Origin of the sequence: Mucilaginibacter terrae, from assembly GCF_042679325.1 — a bacterium.
Taxonomy (GTDB): Bacteria; Bacteroidota; Bacteroidia; order Sphingobacteriales; family Sphingobacteriaceae; genus Mucilaginibacter; species Mucilaginibacter terrae.
Window position 1 is genome coordinate 274,991 of sequence record NZ_JBHTMJ010000012.1, and the last position, 20,199, is coordinate 295,189.

14 protein-coding genes are annotated in these 20,199 nt (G+C 40.3%); 6 read left to right on the forward strand and 8 right to left on the reverse strand.

What is annotated here, in order from left to right; genetic code table 11:
• The first annotated feature begins 307 nt into the window (after window positions 1–307).
• Window positions 308–3,013 carry an alanine--tRNA ligase gene (gene alaS, locus ACFQ3S_RS13135; protein ID WP_377165123.1) on the forward strand — a complete coding sequence of 902 codons (2,706 nt, stop codon included), beginning with the start codon at window positions 308–310 and terminating at the stop codon, window positions 3,011–3,013.
• 173 nt (window positions 3,014–3,186) lie between these two features.
• On the opposite strand, the gene ACFQ3S_RS13140 is transcribed toward alaS, so the two are convergent.
• Window positions 3,187–3,600: an organic hydroperoxide resistance protein gene (locus ACFQ3S_RS13140; RefSeq protein ID WP_377165125.1), complete on the reverse strand. Its 414-nt coding sequence runs from the start codon at window positions 3,598–3,600 to the stop codon at window positions 3,187–3,189.
• 94 nt (window positions 3,601–3,694) lie between these two features.
• On the opposite strand from ACFQ3S_RS13140, the gene ACFQ3S_RS13145 reads away from it, so the two are divergent.
• From ACFQ3S_RS13145 to ACFQ3S_RS13155, 3 genes are all read left to right on the forward strand, one after another.
• On the forward strand, window positions 3,695–4,951 hold the full coding sequence (locus ACFQ3S_RS13145) for a putative DNA modification/repair radical SAM protein (RefSeq protein WP_377165127.1): 1,257 nt from the start codon (window positions 3,695–3,697) through the stop codon (window positions 4,949–4,951).
• A gap of 127 nt (window positions 4,952–5,078) precedes the next feature.
• Window positions 5,079–5,834 (forward strand): TIGR03915 family putative DNA repair protein, encoded by a 756-nt coding sequence (locus ACFQ3S_RS13150; protein ID WP_377165129.1) that lies wholly within the window; start codon window positions 5,079–5,081, stop codon window positions 5,832–5,834.
• A 732-nt stretch (window positions 5,835–6,566) separates the two neighbouring features.
• Window positions 6,567–7,922 (forward strand): PhoH family protein, encoded by a 1,356-nt coding sequence (locus ACFQ3S_RS13155; RefSeq protein WP_377165131.1) that lies wholly within the window; start codon window positions 6,567–6,569, stop codon window positions 7,920–7,922.
• Here the strand turns inward: ACFQ3S_RS13155 and ACFQ3S_RS13160 are convergent.
• Window positions 7,914–10,154 (reverse strand): FUSC family membrane protein, encoded by a 2,241-nt coding sequence (locus ACFQ3S_RS13160; protein WP_377165133.1) that lies wholly within the window; start codon window positions 10,152–10,154, stop codon window positions 7,914–7,916. The genes ACFQ3S_RS13155 and ACFQ3S_RS13160 overlap by 9 nt on opposite strands.
• A 133-nt stretch (window positions 10,155–10,287) precedes the next feature.
• On the opposite strand from ACFQ3S_RS13160, the gene ACFQ3S_RS13165 reads away from it, so the two are divergent.
• Together ACFQ3S_RS13165 and ACFQ3S_RS13170 are read left to right on the forward strand one after the other, a co-directional pair.
• Window positions 10,288–12,885, forward strand: coding sequence for a phosphoenolpyruvate carboxylase (locus ACFQ3S_RS13165; RefSeq protein WP_377165135.1), 2,598 nt, complete (start codon window positions 10,288–10,290; stop codon window positions 12,883–12,885).
• A gap of 114 nt (window positions 12,886–12,999) precedes the next feature.
• Window positions 13,000–13,542, forward strand: a complete 543-nt coding sequence (locus ACFQ3S_RS13170; protein WP_377165137.1) for a DUF4142 domain-containing protein — start codon at window positions 13,000–13,002, stop codon at window positions 13,540–13,542.
• A gap of 242 nt (window positions 13,543–13,784) precedes the next feature.
• Here ACFQ3S_RS13170 and ACFQ3S_RS13175 read toward each other — a convergent pair whose 3' ends face one another.
• From ACFQ3S_RS13175 to ACFQ3S_RS13200, 6 genes are all read right to left on the reverse strand, one after another.
• Entirely contained in the window at window positions 13,785–15,038 is a 1,254-nt protein-coding gene (locus ACFQ3S_RS13175; protein WP_377165139.1) for a tetratricopeptide repeat protein, read from the reverse strand.
• 7 nt (window positions 15,039–15,045) lie between these two features.
• Entirely contained in the window at window positions 15,046–16,167 is a 1,122-nt protein-coding gene (locus tag ACFQ3S_RS13180) for a tetratricopeptide repeat protein (protein WP_377165141.1), read from the reverse strand.
• Between the two features lie 3 nt (window positions 16,168–16,170).
• Complete coding sequence (gene gyrA / locus ACFQ3S_RS13185; protein ID WP_377165143.1) at window positions 16,171–18,747, reverse strand: DNA gyrase subunit A; 2,577 nt, start codon at window positions 18,745–18,747, stop codon at window positions 16,171–16,173.
• Window positions 18,748–18,920: 173 nt separating this feature from the next.
• Entirely contained in the window at window positions 18,921–19,403 is a 483-nt protein-coding gene (locus tag ACFQ3S_RS13190; RefSeq protein ID WP_377165145.1) for a nucleotidyltransferase, read from the reverse strand.
• Between the two features lie 3 nt (window positions 19,404–19,406).
• The gene (locus ACFQ3S_RS13195; RefSeq protein ID WP_377165147.1) at window positions 19,407–19,574 is read right to left on the reverse strand and encodes a hypothetical protein; all 168 of its coding nucleotides are present in this window, start codon (window positions 19,572–19,574) and stop codon (window positions 19,407–19,409) included.
• A gap of 64 nt (window positions 19,575–19,638) precedes the next feature.
• A complete protein-coding gene (locus ACFQ3S_RS13200) occupies window positions 19,639–20,046 on the reverse strand; it encodes a hypothetical protein (RefSeq protein ID WP_377165149.1) in 408 nt (135 codons plus the stop codon).
• Window positions 20,047–20,199: the final 153 nt, after the last annotated feature.

Genomic DNA, 20,199 nt, shown 5'->3' on the forward strand with positions numbered 1-20,199 from the left:
GGGGCCTTTTATATTTTGCCTGATGAAGTGCTAATTTGTAACTAAGTAAGGGCAAAATATAAACAGCCCGTGGTGCTGCCCGGCTTTGCAGGGTAAAGGCCTCGTGCGGCAAAGAAGCATAGAGAGATGACTTGATTTTTGGTTCTTTTTATCAAGAAAAAGAACAAAGGCCTCTGCGGCCAAGAGCAGATGAAGTAAGTTTAGGAGCACAAACCCAAATTAACTGCACAACCCGATGGGAAATCTTAATGCTCAAATTTTCCCAAAAAATTCACATTTTTGCACACTTTATATAACGCAAGTTCTCATGACCGCTCAACAGATACGCCAGGCTTTCCTGGATTTTTTTGCTTCTAAAGGCCATACCATTGTGCCATCGGCACCTATTGTGGTAAAAAACGATCCTACACTGATGTTCACCAACGCGGGTATGAACCAGTTTAAAGATATTTTTTTAGGAGAAGCGGCCGCAAAAGCACCTCGCGTGGCCGATACACAGCGTTGCTTACGGGTATCGGGAAAGCACAACGATTTGGAAGAAGTTGGAGTAGATACTTACCACCATACCATGTTTGAGATGCTGGGCAACTGGAGCTTTGGCGATTACTTTAAAAAGGAAGCTATTGATTGGAGTTGGGAACTGCTGACCAGTGTTTACGGATTGGAAAAGGACCGCCTGTATGTCACTTACTTTGAAGGTGACGAAAAAGAGGGTTTGGCCAAAGACCAGGAAGCCTACGACTTTTGGAAACAATACGTAGCCGAAGACCATATTTTACCCGGCAATAAAAAAGACAACTTTTGGGAAATGGGTGAAACCGGTCCCTGCGGGCCATGTTCGGAAATTCACTTTGACGGCAGAACTAACGAAGAAAGAAGCCGGGTGTCGGGAGCGGAATTGGTAAACAACGACGACCCAAATGTGATCGAAATTTGGAATAATGTATTCATGCAGTTTAACCGTTTAAAAGATGGTTCGTTGCAACCTTTACCGGCCCGCCATGTGGATACCGGTATGGGTTTTGAACGTTTGGTACGTGTGCTGCAAGGCAAAACATCCAACTATGATACGGATGTTTTTATGCCGCTAATAGAGTTCATTAGTGAAAAAAGCGGAATTCAATATCCTAATTTAAAATCTCCTTTTGGACAACAATCTGATATTGCAATGCGGGTTATTGCTGATCATATACGTGCTGTATGTTTTGCCATAGCAGACGGTCAGTTACCATCGAACAACAAAGCTGGTTACGTGATTCGTAGAATTTTACGAAGGGCAGTAAGGTATGCCTATCAATATATCGGTTTTAGAGAACCGATACTGTTTGAATTGGTTCCGTTGTTGGCTCAACAATTTAAAGGTGTTTTTAACGAATTGTTTGACCAACAGAGTTTTGTTAAAAAAGTAGTTTTTGAAGAAGAAGTTGCTTTTCTTAAGACTTTAGATAAAGGTATAATAAGATACAACGCCTATCTTCATGAAACTGTTAATAAAGAAAAAATAAAAGTTGTGACTGATGCTGCAAAGACTGGTCAAGATATTAATAATTTAACCGTAAAGCATTCCAAAATTTCTGGAGCTTTTGCATTTGAACTATACGACACATTTGGATTTCCAATAGATCTGACAGTTCTAATGGCTCGTGAAATAGGGCTTTTGGTTGACGTGGAAGGTTTTGAAAAAGCTCTCGAACAACAAAAGAACCGTTCCCGCGCTGCAACCGCTATTGATACTGGCGACTGGATTTTATTGAAAGAAGATGATGGTGTAGTATTTACCGGTTACGACGAAACTGAAACCATTGCGCATATTGTGAAATACCGTAAGGTAACTGCTAAAGGCAAAGAACAATTTCAATTGGTACTGGATAAAACACCTTTTTATGCCGAAAGCGGCGGCCAGGTAGGAGATACCGGCGATCTGATCTTCCCTAACGGAGAGATTGTTAAAATTACTGATACTAAGAAAGAGAACGGCCTCATTGTACATTTTACGGATGAGTTGCCCGAAACTTTAGACGATGCACTGACCGCTTATGTTGACCCAGAGCGCCGCTTCAACATCAACAATAACCACTCGGCCACACACTTGTTGCATGCCGCCATGAAACAGGTACTGGGCAGCCATGTGAACCAAAAAGGTTCATTGGTTAATGCCGAATATTTGCGTTTTGATTTTTCGCATTTCAGCAAGGTTACCGAGCAGGAAATTGCACAGATAGAAACTATCGTGAACCAAAAAATACGGGAGAACATCCTGCTGAAAGAGGAACGCGATGTGCCTTACCAGCAGGCTTTAAATAGCGGCGTAACGGCCCTGTTCGGCGAAAAATATGGAGATTATGTACGGGTAATTACTTTTGATGATAGTTTCTCCAAAGAACTTTGCGGAGGTACGCATGTAAAGGCTACCGGCAGTATCGGCTTTTTTAAAATCACCAGCGAAAGTGCGGTGGCAGCCGGGGTACGCCGTATTGAAGCTATTACAGGTGAGGGCGTTGAAAAGTATATCAACGAGCAGAGTCAACTGGTGCATCAGTTGAAAGAACTGCTTAAAAACCCGAAAGATATTGCCAAAAGTATTGAGACCCTTTTAGAAGAAAACAATCGCCTGAAAAAGGAGATTGAAAAATCGGTTAACGAAAAAGCATCCGGCTTAAAAACCGAACTGGCCCAAAAAGCCGAGCAGGTTAACGGCATCAACTTCATTGCCCAAAAAGTAGCCCTGCCTAATGCCGAGGCCATCAAAACACTGGCTTACCAGTTAAAAGATATTGTAAACGACCTGTTCCTGGTACTGGCTGCCGATATTGACGGCAAACCCAACCTCACAGTAATGATTGCCGAAAACCTGGTAAAAGAACGCGGCCTGAACGCCGGTAACATCATTCGCGAACTGGCTAAGGAAGTACAGGGCGGGGGAGGTGGTCAGCCTTTTTTTGCTACTGCAGGTGGTAAAGATGTAACCGGTTTAGACCGTGCTTTAGAAAAAGCCCGTGGATTTTTGAGTTAATAAAAGAGAGTTTCGTTAGTCGGGGAAGACGGTTAGTCCGTAAGTAAAATTAGCATAGCGCAATTAATGCGCTATGTTAATTTTTAAAATATTGTTGAAAGATCAAAACGCTGTCGTCATCACAAACTACAGTAAGGTATCTTTTTAAACTCCCCCTTTAGGGGGCTGGGGGGCTAAACCGCCAGCACCTTAACCTCCATGTTACCACGCACCGCTTTAGAATAAGGGCATGCACGGTGGGCTTTATCGGCCAGTTGCTGGGTTTCATCTAAACTTAAGCCTGGTATATGCACATGCAATTCGGCCGATAGCGCAAAAGCATTGCCGTCTTTATTAAAGGTCACATGTACTTCGGCAGTGGCTTCGCTTACCTCTATTTCATCCTTTTTGGCCACGCTGCCTAAAGCGCCTAAATAGCAGGCACCATACGCACCGGCAAACAATTGCTCCGGGTTGGTAAAGTCTCCGCCTTCGCCGCCCATTTCTTTAGGCTTTTTTAAATCCAGGTCTATTACACCATCCGATGAACGAATATGACCATCGCGGCCGCCTTTAGCTGTAACCACAGCTGTATATACTTTTTCCATTTTGTCTATGTTTTCAACACTAACCATCCGCAAGTTGTAAAGTTTTAATGGCATTAAATTTGAATTACTAAATTTATTAGTAAATTTGATTGTTATGAACGAAGAAAGGATAACGGAAAAACTAAACATTTTGGCGGATGCTGCCAAGTATGATGTGTCGTGCGCGTCGAGCGGCAGTAAGCGTAAAAACGATAATGGCGGATTAGGAAATGCCAGTAACGGTATTTGCCACACTTATACCGAGGATGGTCGTTGCGTATCGTTACTGAAAATTTTGCTGACCAATCATTGTATTTTCGATTGTGCATATTGTGTATCGCGCAAAACCAATGACATTAAGCGTGCAGCTTTCACCGTACAAGAGGTGGTAGATCTTACCATTAATTTTTACCGCCGCAACTATATAGAGGGATTATTTTTAAGCTCGGGCATTTTTAAAGATGCCGATTTTACCATGGAACGTTTGGTTCGCGTGGCTAAAAAACTACGTACCGAGCATAAATTTAACGGCTATATCCACCTCAAAACCATCCCCGGTGCCAGCGATGATTTAATGCGGGAAGCCGGAATGTATGCCGACCGCCTGAGCGTTAACCTGGAAATGCCTACCGAAGAAGGCTTAAAGCTGCTGGCCCCCGAAAAGAACCGTCAGGATATGATAGCGCCTATGAATTTTCTTAAAAATGAAATTATTCAGCGGAGCGAAGAAAAAGCCTTGTTTAAAAAAGCGCCCATGTTTGCACCCGCCGGGCAAAGCACGCAGGTAATTATAGGCGCCACACCCGAAACCGATTTGCAGGTATTGCACACCGCCAATCATTTTTACAAGAATTTTAATCTAAAGCGGGTTTATTATTCGGGCTATGTACCGGTATTAAGTGATGTACGCTTGCCTGCATTAAATACCAGCGTACCTATGGTGCGCGAAAACCGCTTGTACCAGGCCGATTGGCTAATGCGCTTTTACGGTTTTAAAGTAAATGAAATTGTAGACGGACAAAATCCTTTACTGGATTTAGACATTGATCCAAAACTAAGTTGGGGACTGCGTAACCTGCAGGTTTTTCCTATCGATATTAACAAGGCCGATCTGCAACTGATCCTGCGCGTACCGGGAATTGGTTTGCAATCGGCACAAAAAATTGTGAGTGCAAGGCAGTTTGGTAAGTTAAACTGGGACCAGCTGAAAAAGATAGGTGTAGCGCTTAACCGGGCTAAGTATTTTATTACCTGTAACAGTCCTAAGTTTGAGCGGCGCGATCTCACCGGAACGGCCATTAAGCAATATATACTGTCGCAATCGCAAAGCAAATATTTAAAAAGTTCGGTAACCCAGCTTAACCTGTTTTAATATAAACCCGTAGAGACACAATACTTTGTGTCTTATATAAAAAGAACACAATACTTTGCATTCCCTAAATGCTATAAAAATTATATACACAAAGTACTATGTCTCTACGGCGATAAATAAAATTGATATGACCACATTAATTTACGACGGTAGTTTTGAAGGTTTGCTTACAGCCGTTTTTGAAATTTACGAGCATAAGCTGCAAAATATAAAAATTCAAAAAGGGGAGTGGCTGAGCATGGCTTTATTTGAAGATGTGATCAAAGTAGTTACCGACGAGTCGCGCGCGGGCCGTGTATTGCAGGGACTACAGCAAAAACTATCGCCAGCCGGTTTACAGCGTTTATATGCCGCGCACATGGCTGGCATGGAAGATGAAGACGGTATGCTGATAGGTTATATCCGTTATGTATTTGATTCGAACCAAAACGTGGAAGAAGATTACGGTAACAAATATGTGCTGCGCCTGGCCGAAGTAATCCGCATGATCCGCCGCGAAAAGCACCGGATGGAGGCATTTGTCCGTTTTCAGAAATTACAGGACGAAACCTTTTACTCGGCCATTGAACCCGATTTTAACATATTACCCTTAGTGGCCAAACACTTTAAAAACCGTTATACCGATCAAAAATGGATAATTTATGATATGCGGCGTAATTATGGTTTGTTTTATAATTTATTTGAGGTAGAATTTATCACGCTCGACTTTGCTACCGCACGTCCCGATAATGTGATCTCATCTTATACCGAAGATGAAGGATTATATCAAAATTTATGGAAAAATTATTTTAAAAGCGTAAATATTCCGGCGCGTAAAAATACGAAGCTCCACATGCGGCATATCCCTAAAAGATACTGGCGCTTCTTAACAGAAAAAATATAGTTTAACCATTTATAAGCTGTTTTTTACCGGTCAAAAAAACAGGTTTGCTAATATATTGTGAATAAGCAAGTTGTTAATAAGCGGAAGATAGTGTGAGCTTATTGGCCTTACGAGACGAGATTTAGGTAAGTTGATTGTTAACAACACTAAAATATTGGTTAACAACTTGTTAATAATAATTTTATTTTTTGTTTGACATGTATTATCTGCAACGATATCTTAGTATTATTAAGAACGACGTACTTTGACAGCCTTGAGAAACAGAAAATGAATTCGGGCAATTCTTCGGAGGAGCTAAAGATCATGGGAAGTCTCTAACATAACTTCAAAAGCAATAAAATACGTAAGTATTTATAAGAGGCGTGAGGTGAAGGTTAAAAGGGGTATTACCGGGATAGACACCGTACTTTACGGAGAACAGTGAAAATTAAAAGGTAATGAGCTTTGCAGGAGTAAGCGTAGATACATAATGCGAGTTATGTTAAGCGGTAACAGAGAGAGCAGCTCGGTTAAAATACAACAATCGTACTTGATGCTTTTGAAACTGGCTATGGCCGGGTTTAAGAGTTAAAAAAACGGAAGAAGAAACTTAAATGTGGACGCTTCCGTTTTTGTTTTTTGTGGGTTTTTTGTATTTTGGCAATCAATAAACATTCGGGATTTTTTTGTCATTAACCCAAGCTATTCCGTTTTATTTCTGTGCTTTAGGTAAAATAACTATTTTTACCCTGCATGAGTAAAGAAGGAAAAAACAGGGCTGCTACGATCCAAAAAAAAATCTTCGTTTTAGATACATCTGTTATCCTGTACGATCATAACGCATTTGAAAATTTTCAGGAGCATGATGTTGCTATTCCTATACAGGTACTGGAAGAGTTGGATAACATGAAAACCGGGAACGATACCCGTAACTTTGAAGCCCGCGGCTTTATCCGCCTTATGGATAATTACTCACAAAACCATTTACTTAACGAGTGGCTTCCTTTAAACGGCAAGCAAAAAGGCAGTTTTAAGGTAATTATGGATAGAGCCATAACCGACACTAACGCCGAAACCATATTTGGAAACGGAAAGATAGATCATCGAATTCTCAACGCAGCGTTAAATTTGCAAGCCGAAAACGCGACCAGGAAAGTGGTGCTCGTATCTAAAGACATTTGCTTGCGCTTAAAAGCTAAAGCTCTTAATTTACATGCCGAGGATTATGAAACAGGTAAAGTTAAAAATCTGGAAGAGCTGTACACCGGCCGCACAATGTTAAATAAGGTGACCGATAAAACTATTAACCAGTTTAATAAACAGCAGGTTATAAGTTTGGAATTATTAAACATTACCCCCCCCGAAGGTAACCTGTTTTATATATTGGAAGGGAAAAAAAATAATGTGCTTGCTTTTTACAATAAGCAAACCGGTATGCTGGAACGTGTTAATGAGCCCACAGCATTCCATATAAAACCCAAAAGTACCGAGCAGGCTTTTGCGTTGCATGCCTTGTTAAACCCTGATATTAAATTAGTTACTATACAGGGCAATGCAGGCACCGGCAAAACATTGCTGGCTTTAGCCAGCGCTTTGGAACAGCGTAAAAATTACCGGCAAATTTATGTTACCCGGCCAACAATCCCGTTAGGTAATAAAGATATTGGCTTTTTGCCCGGAGATGCTAAATCGAAGGTTGACCCTTATATGGCACCTATTTGGGACAATCTTAAATTCTTAAAAGATCAGTTTGTGGATGATGAAAAGATGCAACACAAAATTGATGAGATGGTATCTACCGATAAGATCTCCATTACGCCGCTGGCCTTTATTCGCGGACGAACGCTAACCAAGATTTTTTTCATGGTTGATGAGGCACAAAACTTAACTCCCCACGAAATCAAAACTATTATATCGAGAGCGGGAGAAAATAGTAAAGTTGTTTTTACAGGAGATATTTATCAAATTGATACACCATACCTGGATGCCGAAAGTAACGGACTATCTTACCTGATTGATAAAGCCAAAAACCATCCACTATACGCTCATATCACCCTTCAAAAAGGCGAACGCAGCGAATTGGCAAACCTGGCTAACGAATTACTCTAAAAAGCTGTCGGCAGTTTTGGCTATATCCAAGCTTATTTTATGAATAAAACCTAATTGCTCTTTCAACAGGTTTTCATCGGCGGTGGGTTTGTTTGCGTTTGCCGGTTCGGCTGCAACCAATTTATCACCGGTAAATTCAATAGCTGTTCCACCTAATTTTTTAGTGCTATCGTTCAGTACCGCTATACTGCGTTTAATTACTTTTAAAGTTTCCGGGTGGGATCTGTGCATATCTTTACCTGATACAGCCGATGCCATAGTGGCTATATAAGAGGATAAAATATGGTTAAGCACTACAAACTTATGCACATCGTTGCTTTTACGTTGCTTGTTTTTGGGTTCCGAGGTCATACGCTCGAATGTGGCCGATAAGTTGGCCGATTTTATATATACATCTTTACGCGCCAGTTTGTATTCAGTTGTATTTACCGGCACGCCAGTAATAGTTTCGGCTACTTTAATAAGGTAGCCGGTATTGGCCAATAATACGTCGTGCAGGCTTTGTTTCAGCTGTTCCGATTCCCAGGTTGGAAACAAAAGATAATTTGCCCCAAATGCAATTGCTGAACCTATTACCGTATCAATTATCCGTTCCTCGGCAACATTTAAATGCCCAACTCCCAAAAACCGGAATAGGATAAGCACGTAAGGCGTCATCATCATGATGCCTATCAGGTAATTAACCCTTATAAAACTATAAGCGCCTATCATCAGTACCGCCAATATAATGAACTGCGCCGTATCATTATTTACAAAACTAAGTATAGCAATACCAATAGCTCCGCCAACTATAGTTCCTATTAAACGCTGGTAATTACGCTCTTTAGATAAGCTGAACGCCGGTTTTATAATTACAATAATGGTTAATATAACCCAGTAACTGTGCTGGCCAAATACAATTTCACGCCCTGTAATCTCATTAATAAAATGCAACAGGGCGCTGCTTTTTGTAATTACAAAGCCCAGCAAACAAACCAGTGCAACACGCAGCGCAAATTTAAAAATAGACGATTTAAAAGTCAGGTTATCCAGTAAAACCCTTGGAGAAAAATCCTGATGTGCCACAAACTTCTCATAATCTACCTGGTGAGGGTTTTTAATTAATTTTTTGGATGCCCTAATTTTATGATAACGGTAAATGCTGAGTATTTTCAGGTCAAGATTGCGCAGGTTGATCAATACTTTCTTCAATACCAGTACACTGCCGGTATGGTCGCTCGCGCCAATTGCATCAACCCTGGTTTTCAAATCTTCCAGGTCACTTAAAAAACGTACGTTAGAATGGTAAGAAGTATTTGATAAAATAGCATAGCCAATGTTATCCAGCTCGTTACCCATGCGGTGCAGCAGTTTGCTAATATCCTCCAATATACCGGTGTGGCCAAATTGCTCACGCATGTGGTTATAATCATAATGCGTAGCCATAATTTGCTCAAATAAATCAACCAGGTCAACAAATGTTAATACCAGCATACGGCTATAATTGGTAGATTCCTTAACCACCAACCGGCTCTTGAATAACATTTCGCGTACATTGTCCTGATGCTGGCTTACCAATATTTGTTTTGATACCAGTTTACGGTAGTTATCGTCGATATTTATTTCGGGTAAATAAAAATCAGCCTTAATTCTTAAGAAATCTACAATATCGCCAATGTTTTCACCCAAAGCCTGCTGTGCCGCCCGGTACGGCCTTATCCCAAAAAACAAAAGGCTCATGATCATGTACCAGGTTCCCCCGGCAAGCACAGTAAAGGCGTACGGTAAAATTTCATGCGGCTCAAGTGCTTTATCCATAATAAATACCATGGAAAGTAAACCGGCGGTACCTACGGCAGCAGCACGGTTACCGTAAACAACCAGTATAGAAAACAGGAAGGAAAGTATTGTAATATCGGCACCTAAAAGCCAAATATTATAACGTGCATAACCCGTTAACACAGTAACTAAAAACACTAACGCATTACCAATTAACATGGCATTGCGTTTATGAGTAACCGGCCCAGGATTGTCTATAACGCTCATGCAGGCGGCACCTAAAGAAATAATAAGTCCTGTTTGCAACATATTTAGTTGGGCAAATATGGCGGCAGGTAAAAGCAAACCTATGCTAATGCGTAAGCCATCACTAAAGTACTGGCTAAAAAAGAAACTTTTTATTTCGCGGGTTTGAACAAACATCAGGTGCAAAATGTATTGTAATGCTGCAAAAGTATGTAAACTAAGCAGCATGTTGTATAAATAATAAAAGTCTACTAATTAACTATAATTTATTACTTAGTTTACTTATTTAAGTATAAGATGTGTATTTTATGCCCAGCTAAGCAAACCTATTTTGCTCGCCCAAAACATCAGCGTAACAACCATGTCTTTAAAACAAAATTCCACCCATCGCGAAACCATATTTAGCCAGGAAGTAGTAACCCGTTTCGAACTTTACAATAGTTTGTTTTTAACACTTCCTTTTTACCAGGTAAAAGATACCGGTATATTATTGCCGTTTTTCAGCTCACATTGCGAAAAAGGTGTTGCTCAATTAAAATCGCCTACCGAAATCATTGAATCGTTTTTTGAGGAGCATGTACCCGGTGTAGACGAAAGGGAGCAAATTAACCGACTGTTTAGGTTTATACAATATATTGAAAGACAGGTGGTATTATTTGATGCTATTGAAGATTCATCGTTTAGCAAATTGAGTCGTACTGATGATAGCGGTACGCTACAAGGTTTGCTGCAACAAATATCGGCCGATGATGAAATGCGCGAAAAGATCAGCGAAAAGCTAAAGAACTTTTCTATCCGTTTGGTACTTACGGCGCATCCCACTCAATTTTATCCCAGCACGGTGCTCACTATCATGACTGATTTAATTGAGGCACTAAAAACTAATGATATTAATACGGTTAATTTGCTGTTGCATCAATTGGGTAAAACGCCATTTTTCAATAAAACATCGCCCACGCCGGTTGATGAAGCTATAAGTTTGATATGGTTTTTGGAACATGTATTTTATTATGCTCTTGCCGGAATACAAACCCGGTTGAATGAGGAGTTTGATCTTAGGGACGTGGCAAGCCAAATTTTTGAATTAGGCTTTTGGCCCGGCGGCGACCGTGATGGCAACCCCAATGTGAGAACAAATTCGACCCGTACTGTGGCGGCCACGTTGAGGCAAATCATCTTTAGGTGTTATTACCGAGATTACCGCATCCTTAAACGTCGTATAACCTTTAGAGGAATTGAAGAGCCTATGAACAAATTAGGCGACATGTTATATATAAATGCCTTTAACCCGCAGCCCGAAGCCGGTGATCTGCAGGTGGAAATGATAGAACTTTTACAAGGTATAAAAGATATTTTAGCCAAAGATCACGATCATATTTTTGTTGATCTGATTGATGATCTGATCTTGAAAATTAAATTATACGGTTGTTATTTTGCCGCACTGGACATAAGGCAAGATAGCCGTGTGCTGCGCAGCGTATTCCGGTATGGCCTGCAACAGCCCGAGTTAAACCATGGCTTATCTGCCGATATGTTTGAGAGCTTAAGTGAAGATGACAAACTTAAAGCAATTAGCTTTAACGAGGTTGACTATCCATGTACCGAAGAAAACATAGAAAACATTGATCCGATGATTAATGATACGCTGTGTACCATAAGATTAATGCATCAAATACAGCAGCAAAACGGTGAAAAGGCCAGTCACCGTTTTATCATAAGTAATTGCCAGGAGGCTTCGGATATACTGCTGTTAATGAACCTGTTTTTATGGTGCGGTTGGAAAAAAAATAACCTTACCATTGATTTTATGCCACTGTTTGAAACAGTTCATGATTTGAAAAATGCAGCCGGAGTAATGGAAAAATTATACTCGCACCCGGTGTACAAAGCACATTTGCAAAAGCGTGGCAACAGGCAAATGATTATGCTTGGATTTTCGGACAGTACCAAAGATGGGGGATACCTCATGGCCAACTGGTCTATTTACCAAGCCAAGGTAGAATTAACTGCCATTACTAAAAAATATAATATAGAATTAGCATTTTTTGATGGGAGAGGGGGCCCCCCGGCAAGAGGAGGTGGTAAAACGCACCGTTTTTATGCCGCTATGGGTAAAGAAATTGCCAACGATCATATTCAGCTAACCATACAAGGCCAAACTGTAAGTTCGCAATACGGTTCAATTGAAACGGCTAAATATAATATTGAGCAGTTGGTGAATGCAGGTGTTACTTCGGCGTTACATCCACATCATCGCGATTTGTTGGATGTTAATCACAAAGCATTGATCACAACTATGGCTGATGAAAGTTTTGAAAAATTTATAGCATTGAGAAAACACCCGTTGTTTACCGAATATCTTGAAAACTTGAGCCCGTTAAAACTACTATCAAATATCAACATCAGCAGCCGGCCAACAAAGCGTAATGCAGGTGCACCACTTAAATTAGAAGATTTGAGAGCCATAAGCTTTGTAACTTCGTGGAGCCAGTTAAAACAAAATGTACCGGGTTATTATGGTGTGGGTTCGGCCGTTAAAAAAGCGAAAGATGCTGGTAAATGGCAAAATGTGGTTGAATTATACAGATCATCCGGTTTTTTTAAAACCATGATCGATAATTGTATGATGTCGATGTCTAAAACAGATTTTCGCATTACCGCCCATTTGCAACACGATGAGCAGTATGGTGAATTTTGGAAACTTTTGCATGATGAATATATATTAACCAAAAGTCTTTTGTTAGAATTAACCGCCAACCAGGAACTCATGCAGGAATATCCGGTAGAAAAAAGATCGATAGCTATGCGCGAACGCATAATTTTACCTTTGGTTGTAGTACAACATTATGCTTTAAAACAACTAAAAACAACTCAAGATAAAGAGCTTAAAAGTGCTTATAGTAAGTTGGTTATACGTACAGTTTATGGTATTGTAAATGCCGGCCGTAACCTGGCATAGTATATAATTGCAGGCAGGTAAATCTAAAGTGGTTAAATATTGTTATCGTTTGTAAACCAGTTATGTATTTAATTGTTAATAAAATAATTATCTGCAAAAATAATCTGTTTAAAAATGAAAAACATTCTTTATTTAAGTGCTTTTGCCTTAATGGCTATATCGGTACCGGCCTGTAACGAAAACAAAAGAGCTAAAAATTACAACGAAAAATCATTGGTCGATGACCAGGGTTCTGCATTTATAAAGGAAGCCAACGAAGCGGGTATGACCGAAATTAAATCGGCTATGGTTGCACAATCAAAATCTGCCAATTCACGGGTACTAGGTTTTGCTAAAATGATGGTGACCGATCATACTGTAGCAGGTAATGAATTAAAAAAAATTGCAGAAAGTAAATTTGTAAACATAAAAGATGCTAAGGATACTTTAAGTGTAGAGCATCAGCAAATGATAACCGATATGAGCAAACTATCGGGGCCGGCGTTTGATAAGGCTTACATGCAAATGATGGTTACCGATCATGGTAAAGTCATCGAACTTTTTCAATCGGTTACTCGCAATACCAACAAAGCGTTAAATAATTTTGCCGAAAAAACTTTACCAAAGTTACAGATGCATCTGGATTCGGCCAAAGCAATTTACGCCTCATTAAAATAAATATTTACCGGCTAAATATGAAAAACCTGCATACATAATGCAGGTTTTTTTGTTAATATAATGCGGAATACAATGGATATGTATAGATGAATTAAATATATTGTAGAATTACAAATGGATACTTTTGTTAAAATACATGAAGACCTAAATTAAAACAAGCAATTATATTTTTCTTATAATTAACATTATGTTAAGTAGTATAGCATAAAAAAAGGGACTCAGTTCGAGCCCCTTCTTTTATGCTATTGTAAAGCATCCATCTTCTTCTTGGTTTCTGCGGTTTTAACCGTATCTTTCTTAATGATATAATAGTTACGCAAATTACCTAATGCACTTAAAGATTTAGGATCAAGCTCAACAGCTTTTTCCAAATAAGGCTTTGCCCTATCAGCCGCTGCGGTAACTTTTAGCATCATAGCGGTGTATTCTTTTTGCTTACTCATAGGTAACTTATTGGCCGTGTTATAATCATCAACTGCTGGGGTCATTAACACATAACCCATATTTAAATTAGCTTCAAAAAAATTAGGATCAAGTTCTACAGCTTTTTTGTAAGCATCAGCAGCTTTGTCGTTATTATCGTTACGGTTTTTTAAGGCAGCAGCTTTAGCGGCTACGTCTTTAGTGGTTTTTGCTGTTTTATCAGCAGCATCAGCAATTTTACCGTACGCTATACCCGAGTAAAAATAGAGGTTCTTATTTTTGGGGTCGTTAGCTATTGCTGCCTGTATTTTATCAATTATTTCGGCTTGTTTACCTTGTTGCAAAGCCATTTCAACTTCGCGGCTACGTAAGGTAGCACTGGCCGGAAACTTGGTAACTCCCTCGCTAACTGTGGCTAATGCAGCAGCCGTATCTTTGGTCATTAAGTAAAGGTTGGATAAATCCGAGTAAATATCGGCCCTTCTGCTGTAATTGGTAGTTACCAATTTTTTATAGTTAGAAATAGCAACCGGATAATTTTTTGAGTTTGCCGCAGCTAAACCTGTATAATATACAGCGGTTGTATCATCGGGGTAAATATTACGGTAAAAATCAAACGATTTATAGGCATCTTCGTACTGCTTAGCCTGAAACTCCTTCACGCCTTTGTTTAATTGGCTATAACCCAGGTATTGGTTACCGGCATCAATTAACTTTTTGTATTCTCCTTTTGTATCAGCCTCTTTAGCTTTTTTAAGGGCTTCATTGGCAGTGGTAAATAAAGGTTGCGAAGTTGTTGCTACGGTATCGTTATAAGCTAAAGCACTATAAATAGCACCTTTTAAAGCATAGGTTTGAGGAAGTGTAGCAGTTTTTTCGTTGGCTGCTGCTTTATCTATTGATGTTTTAGCCGTATTGATACTGGTGCGGGCCATAGCAGACATCGCTTTGTTCTGACGGAAGGTGTCATACTTATCGTACTCAGATTGAGCGGTAGTTAATTCGCCTTTTTGTGCGAATACCGTTGCCGAAAACAGGCTCAATGTACCTGCTATCAAAAATTTAATTTTCATAGGTCTATTAGTTAGTTAACTGTTGTAATGTACTATTTATCTTATTTAATTGAAGTTCGTTGCCGTTTTTTGCATAAATGAGCTGTAACAACTTTAAAGTATTAACGTTTTTTGGAGACATTTCATATGCTTTTTGCAACCATTGTGCCGAACGTGATAAGCTTTTTTCCATCTCCTGCACATTTTTATTTCCGGCACTTTGTTTTAAATACAATAATCCCAGGTTATATACAGCTTCATACCCCGAATTGTTTATCTCTAAAGATCGCAAGTACATCGACTCTGCCCTATCATACTGCTTTAAATGATCGTAGCAGTTACCTGCAATAAAAAAAACATCGGCATCATTACCGTAAGCATCCAGCAAATCTTTCAGCATAGGTTCTAAAGCCTTATAGTTTTTTTGGTTATTGTAAATATTGGCTTCTTCCAGCAATAAACTCTTATCTCCCGGTAACAGTTTGCGTCCTTTTTGCAGCACTTCTAAAGCTTTGGAAGTATCACCCATGGTTTTATAAATGTTGGAAGCGGCGATCACATATTCGGTTTTGGCACTGTCGGCAGTTAACAGGGTGTTGTAAAATTTTACAGCCTCGGTTAAGCGACCTGCACGCGTATTAGCGTACGCTATGTAGGCGTTTATTTGCCCAAACCGGGGTGCATAGGTTTGTGCATTTTGAAATGATTGTACCGCGCCGTTAAAATCCAGATTCCTGATCTGACTGAAACCGTTGCGTATAAATACATTGGCCAGGCATCGTTTGGCAAAACTGAGTTCAGTTTGGTACTTGTATATCTTCTTATTTTCCGACAGCTTGTTAACCAGTAAAACGGTTTGAGTAAAAAAATCGGCCGGTTGGTTAAGCTTATTGGTCGAATCGATGTAAGCTATGCTAGAATAAACAATGGCTTTGTATAGGTTTTTATCGAGATTAGAAGAATCCTTGCGGGTTTTAATTAAACTATCGACAGATTTTTTGGCGTTAGTTAAATATCTGATTTCGCCACGTTGTTTATAATAAGCCAGGTTGTTTACCACTACTTTCAAAGCTTCGGTTTGACCAAAGGCTATGGGTGCGGTAAACAACCCTAATAAAACCAGTATAATGATTTTATGGCTTACTGTCATAATTTATTCTTCGTTTTCTGTGTCTTCCGATGCATCTGCCGACGGGCCTTCAGTATCTTCAATACCTACGTCTGTACCGGTTGTATTCAAACTGCTTTCTAATGCTTCTTCCAGTTCTTCTTCCTCACTGTGTTCAATTTTAGCTACCGAGGCTATTTCATCATTACCCTTCAAAGTAATTAAACGAACACCTTGTGTAGCACGACCCATGGTACGTAACTCGTTCATGGCAATACGTATAATAACACCCGAACGGTTAATAATCATTAGGTCATCACCATCAGTAACATCTTTTATGGCAACAAGTTTGCCGGTTTTTTCAGTTACGTTAATGGTTTTAACACCTTTACCTCCCCGGTTAGTTACCCGGTAATCCTCCACATCGGTACGTTTACCATAACCTTTTTCAGATACTACCAAAACCGTAGTCCCCATATCGTTTATAGCTATCATACCTACTACGGCATCCTGCTCATTCTCCAGGGTTACACCTCTCACACCAGTTGCGGTACGGCCCATTGGCCTAACGGTAGACTCGTTAAAGCGGATAGCACGGCCCGATTTTAAGGCCATTAAAATCTCGCTGCTACCGTTGGTCAGCGTTGCTTCCAGTAACGAATCGCCATCATTAATATTAATGGCGTTGATACCATTGGCACGCGGACGAGAGTATGCTTCCAAAGAAGTTTTTTTGATGGTGCCTTTGCTGGTACACATAATAATGAAGTTGTTTTCCAGGTAATCCTGATCCTTCAAGTTTTTCACCTTAATGTAGGCCTTTATTCTTTCCTCTTTAGGAATGTTGATGATATTCTGGATAGCACGGCCTTTCGAGGTACGCGTTCCTTCTGGAATTTCAAATACCCGCAGCCAGAAACAACGACCGGCTTCGGTAAAGAACAACATGTAGTTATGGTTAGATGCAACAAGCAGGTGCTCGATAAAATCCTGATCGCGGCTATTGCTGCCTATGGCACCTTTACCGCCCCTGCCCTGCCGGCGGTACTCGGTTAATGCGGTACGTTTAATATAACCCTCGTGCGATATGGTGATCACCACTTCTTCATCTTCGATAAAGTCTTCGGTCATCATTTCGGCACTCGAGTGTACCATTTCAGTACGGCGTTCATCACCGTATTTTTCCTTTATTTCGAGTAACTCGTCTTTAATGATCTGCATTTGCAAAACAGGATCGGCCAGGATAGATTTATAATATTCTATCTGCTTCATCAATTCAGCGTATTCGTCTTTGATCTTGTCGCGCTCCAACCCGGTTAAACGGCGCAGTGTCATATCCAGGATAGCACGGGCCTGAATATCGCTCAAACTAAACTGGGCTATCAAGCCTTCGCGGGCTTCATCAGGTGTTAATGAAGCACGGATCAGTTTAATAACTTCATCCAGGTGGTCTAAAGCAATGAGTAAACCTTCTAAAATATGTGCACGTTTTTCGGCTTCGGCTAATTCGTAACGGGTGCGTCGTACAACTACTTCCTGGCGGTGTTCCACAAAATGGTGGATCATATCTCTCAGGTTAAGCAGCATTGGGCGGCCTTTAACCAGCGCAATGTTATTTACACTGAAAGAAGTTTGCAGGGAAGTGTATTTGTAGAGATTATTTAAGACGATAGCTGCATTAGAATCGCGTTTAATCTCGTAAACCACGCGGATACCTTCGCGGCTCGATTCGTCACGGATGGTAGAAATACCTTCTATCTTTTTGTCGTTAACCAAATCGGCCGTACGCTCAATCATTACAGCTTTGTTTACCTGGTAAGGTATCTCGGTCACAATAATCCGTTCACGGTCGTTATTGAAGGTTTCAATTTCGGCACGGGCACGTAATACAATGCGTCCACGACCGGTTTCAAACGCGTCCTTCGCTCCTTCGTAACCGTATATGATACCCGACGTTGGAAAATCGGGGCCTTTAATATGTTCCATTAAACCGGCAACATCAATGTCGCGGTTTTCTATCAGGGCAATGGTAGCGTTAATAACCTCGGTTAGGTTATGCGGTGCCATATTAGTAGCCATACCTACCGCAATACCCGATGCGCCGTTAACCAGCAGGTTAGGGATTTTGGCAGGCAACACGCTCGGCTCTTCCAGCGAGTCGTCGAAGTTTAACTGATAATCAATGGTATCTTTATTAATATCGGCCATCATCTCCTCGGCTATCTTTTGCAGGCGTGCCTCGGTATAACGCATGGCCGCGGGGCTGTCGCCGTCAATAGATCCGTAGTTGCCCTGCCCGTCAACCAAAGGGTACCGTAAGCTCCAATCCTGGGCCATACGTACCATGGTGTCGTAAACGGATGAATCGCCGTGCGGGTGATATTTACCTAAAACCTCACCCACAATACGGGCCGATTTTTTGAAGGGTTTGTTGCTGGCCAGGCCCAGGTCGAGCATGCCGAATAATACACGCCTGTGTACAGGCTTTAAACCATCGCGCACATCGGGCAGCGCGCGGGATACGATAACCGACATTGAATAATCAATGTAGGCCGACCGCATTTCTTCATCAATGTTTATAGGAATGATTCTGTCTTCGTTCTGTGAATTATCTTCAGCCATTTCAATTTTTATGTGAGAAAATCTTGCTCAAATATTTAGGTTAATGTGTAAATTTTGACTTGCGAAGATAAGAATTTTAAGCAAGAATACACCCTTTTTTACTAACATTCGGGGTGGTGTAAAACAGCGTTACTGGATTAGATCTAACTAATGATTGTACTTGGATAAACCCATTATTTCGATTCATTTCTTAGCTTACGAATATGGTCCAATGCTAAAACATCTATTTGGTCTTTGGGACGATTGACGACCTGTTTATTGGTAATTAATTGATTAATATGAAGGAAAGGAACATCAATCCCGTCAATATCTGCAACGGAAGCCATTTGTAAGCATTCTTCAAAAGTGTAATCTTCCAGCCCTTTCATGTTCGTCAAAATATCAAGTCTAAGGCCATTATTGAGATGAAACTCTGTCCAGCCAGGTACAAACTGCATGTATTCCAGCATGGGATAATCACCCAAATCACAACTGATAAACACCTGTCGCAACAGTTTCCTGTTATTTAAGGTATCATGAAGCCACAAATCTAAATCCCCGGTAAAACGATTGTATCCATGTAAATTGGTGGCATACCCCCCTATCATAATGTACTGTACATCATTAATTTGAAGCGCTTTCCAAAATTTTAATATTTCCTCGTCAAAAATGTCCACAAATTATTTGCTTATATATGGCTTATGTTGGATAGAAGCCTTTTGCATGGTTTGATGTACTTTATATAAACGGGTAGTCATTAAAAAGCGTTCTTTATAGCTCATCTTTAAGGCTGCTTTAAGAAGTTCAATTTCTCCTTCATCAAGTTTGGGCTTGTTTTCGGCGCTCATAAGCTATTTGTTTTATTATCTCAAATTTACTAAAACAAACGTAAAAATCGCTGCCAAAGGAGTTTTATTTCAAACGTGTCCAATGCTCTTCCACTTGTACTTTATTGGTGGGCAACGTACCTTTTAATATAAGGGTATCTCCTTTTACTTGGTACTGATAATGCACGGCAACCCCTGTTAATAATGATGGCTGCATATTGAAAGTTTCCGTTTCAATGCAGCTGTCGCCTTTAAGGGTGTAATCACCGGCCTGGTATCTTTCGGGCTCCACTCCTTCTTCCAGCATGTAGGCTTCAAAGTTTTTATCGGTATAGGTTCTTTGCAACTGGTAACCCTGCGTAGCCCCTTCGGCTTTGCCATTTGTAATACCACCGGCGTACTGCCATTTACCTTCTAAACTGCTTTGCGAACCATTACAGGCCATTAATAATATAGTTGCGGCCGCGGTAGCTGTTGTGAAAAACTTTTTCATGAGGGTGAATATATTGATCATGTAAACGGAAAATATGGTAAAGAAGGTATTGACCTATTAAATTGTTTGCCTATCGCTCATAATTATGGATTATAAGTTTGATCTTGTTGAAGACTTAGCAAAGCGGCGAATGCTTCGACAGGTTCCGCATTA

Bases quoted from the DNA above. Each gene is read 5' to 3' on its own strand.
- ACFQ3S_RS13195 (WP_377165147.1), bottom strand. From the start codon at position 19,574: ATGAGCGCCGAAAACAAGCCCAAACTTGATGAAGGAGAAATTGAACTT.
- ACFQ3S_RS13200 (WP_377165149.1), bottom strand. From the start codon at position 20,046: ATGAAAAAGTTTTTCACAACAGCTACCGCGGCCGCAACTATATTATTA.
- ACFQ3S_RS13145 (WP_377165127.1), top strand. From the start codon at position 3,695: ATGAACGAAGAAAGGATAACGGAAAAACTAAACATTTTGGCGGATGCT.
- ACFQ3S_RS13155 (WP_377165131.1), top strand. From the start codon at position 6,567: ATGAGTAAAGAAGGAAAAAACAGGGCTGCTACGATCCAAAAAAAAATC.
- ACFQ3S_RS13170 (WP_377165137.1), top strand. From the start codon at position 13,000: ATGAAAAACATTCTTTATTTAAGTGCTTTTGCCTTAATGGCTATATCG.
- ACFQ3S_RS13140 (WP_377165125.1), bottom strand. From the start codon at position 3,600: ATGGAAAAAGTATATACAGCTGTGGTTACAGCTAAAGGCGGCCGCGAT.
- ACFQ3S_RS13165 (WP_377165135.1), top strand. From the start codon at position 10,288: ATGTCTTTAAAACAAAATTCCACCCATCGCGAAACCATATTTAGCCAG.
- gyrA (WP_377165143.1), bottom strand. From the start codon at position 18,747: ATGGCTGAAGATAATTCACAGAACGAAGACAGAATCATTCCTATAAAC.
- alaS (WP_377165123.1), top strand. From the start codon at position 308: ATGACCGCTCAACAGATACGCCAGGCTTTCCTGGATTTTTTTGCTTCT.
- ACFQ3S_RS13160 (WP_377165133.1), bottom strand. From the start codon at position 10,154: ATGCTGCTTAGTTTACATACTTTTGCAGCATTACAATACATTTTGCAC.
- ACFQ3S_RS13175 (WP_377165139.1), bottom strand. From the start codon at position 15,038: ATGAAAATTAAATTTTTGATAGCAGGTACATTGAGCCTGTTTTCGGCA.
- ACFQ3S_RS13180 (WP_377165141.1), bottom strand. From the start codon at position 16,167: ATGACAGTAAGCCATAAAATCATTATACTGGTTTTATTAGGGTTGTTT.
- ACFQ3S_RS13150 (WP_377165129.1), top strand. From the start codon at position 5,079: ATGACCACATTAATTTACGACGGTAGTTTTGAAGGTTTGCTTACAGCC.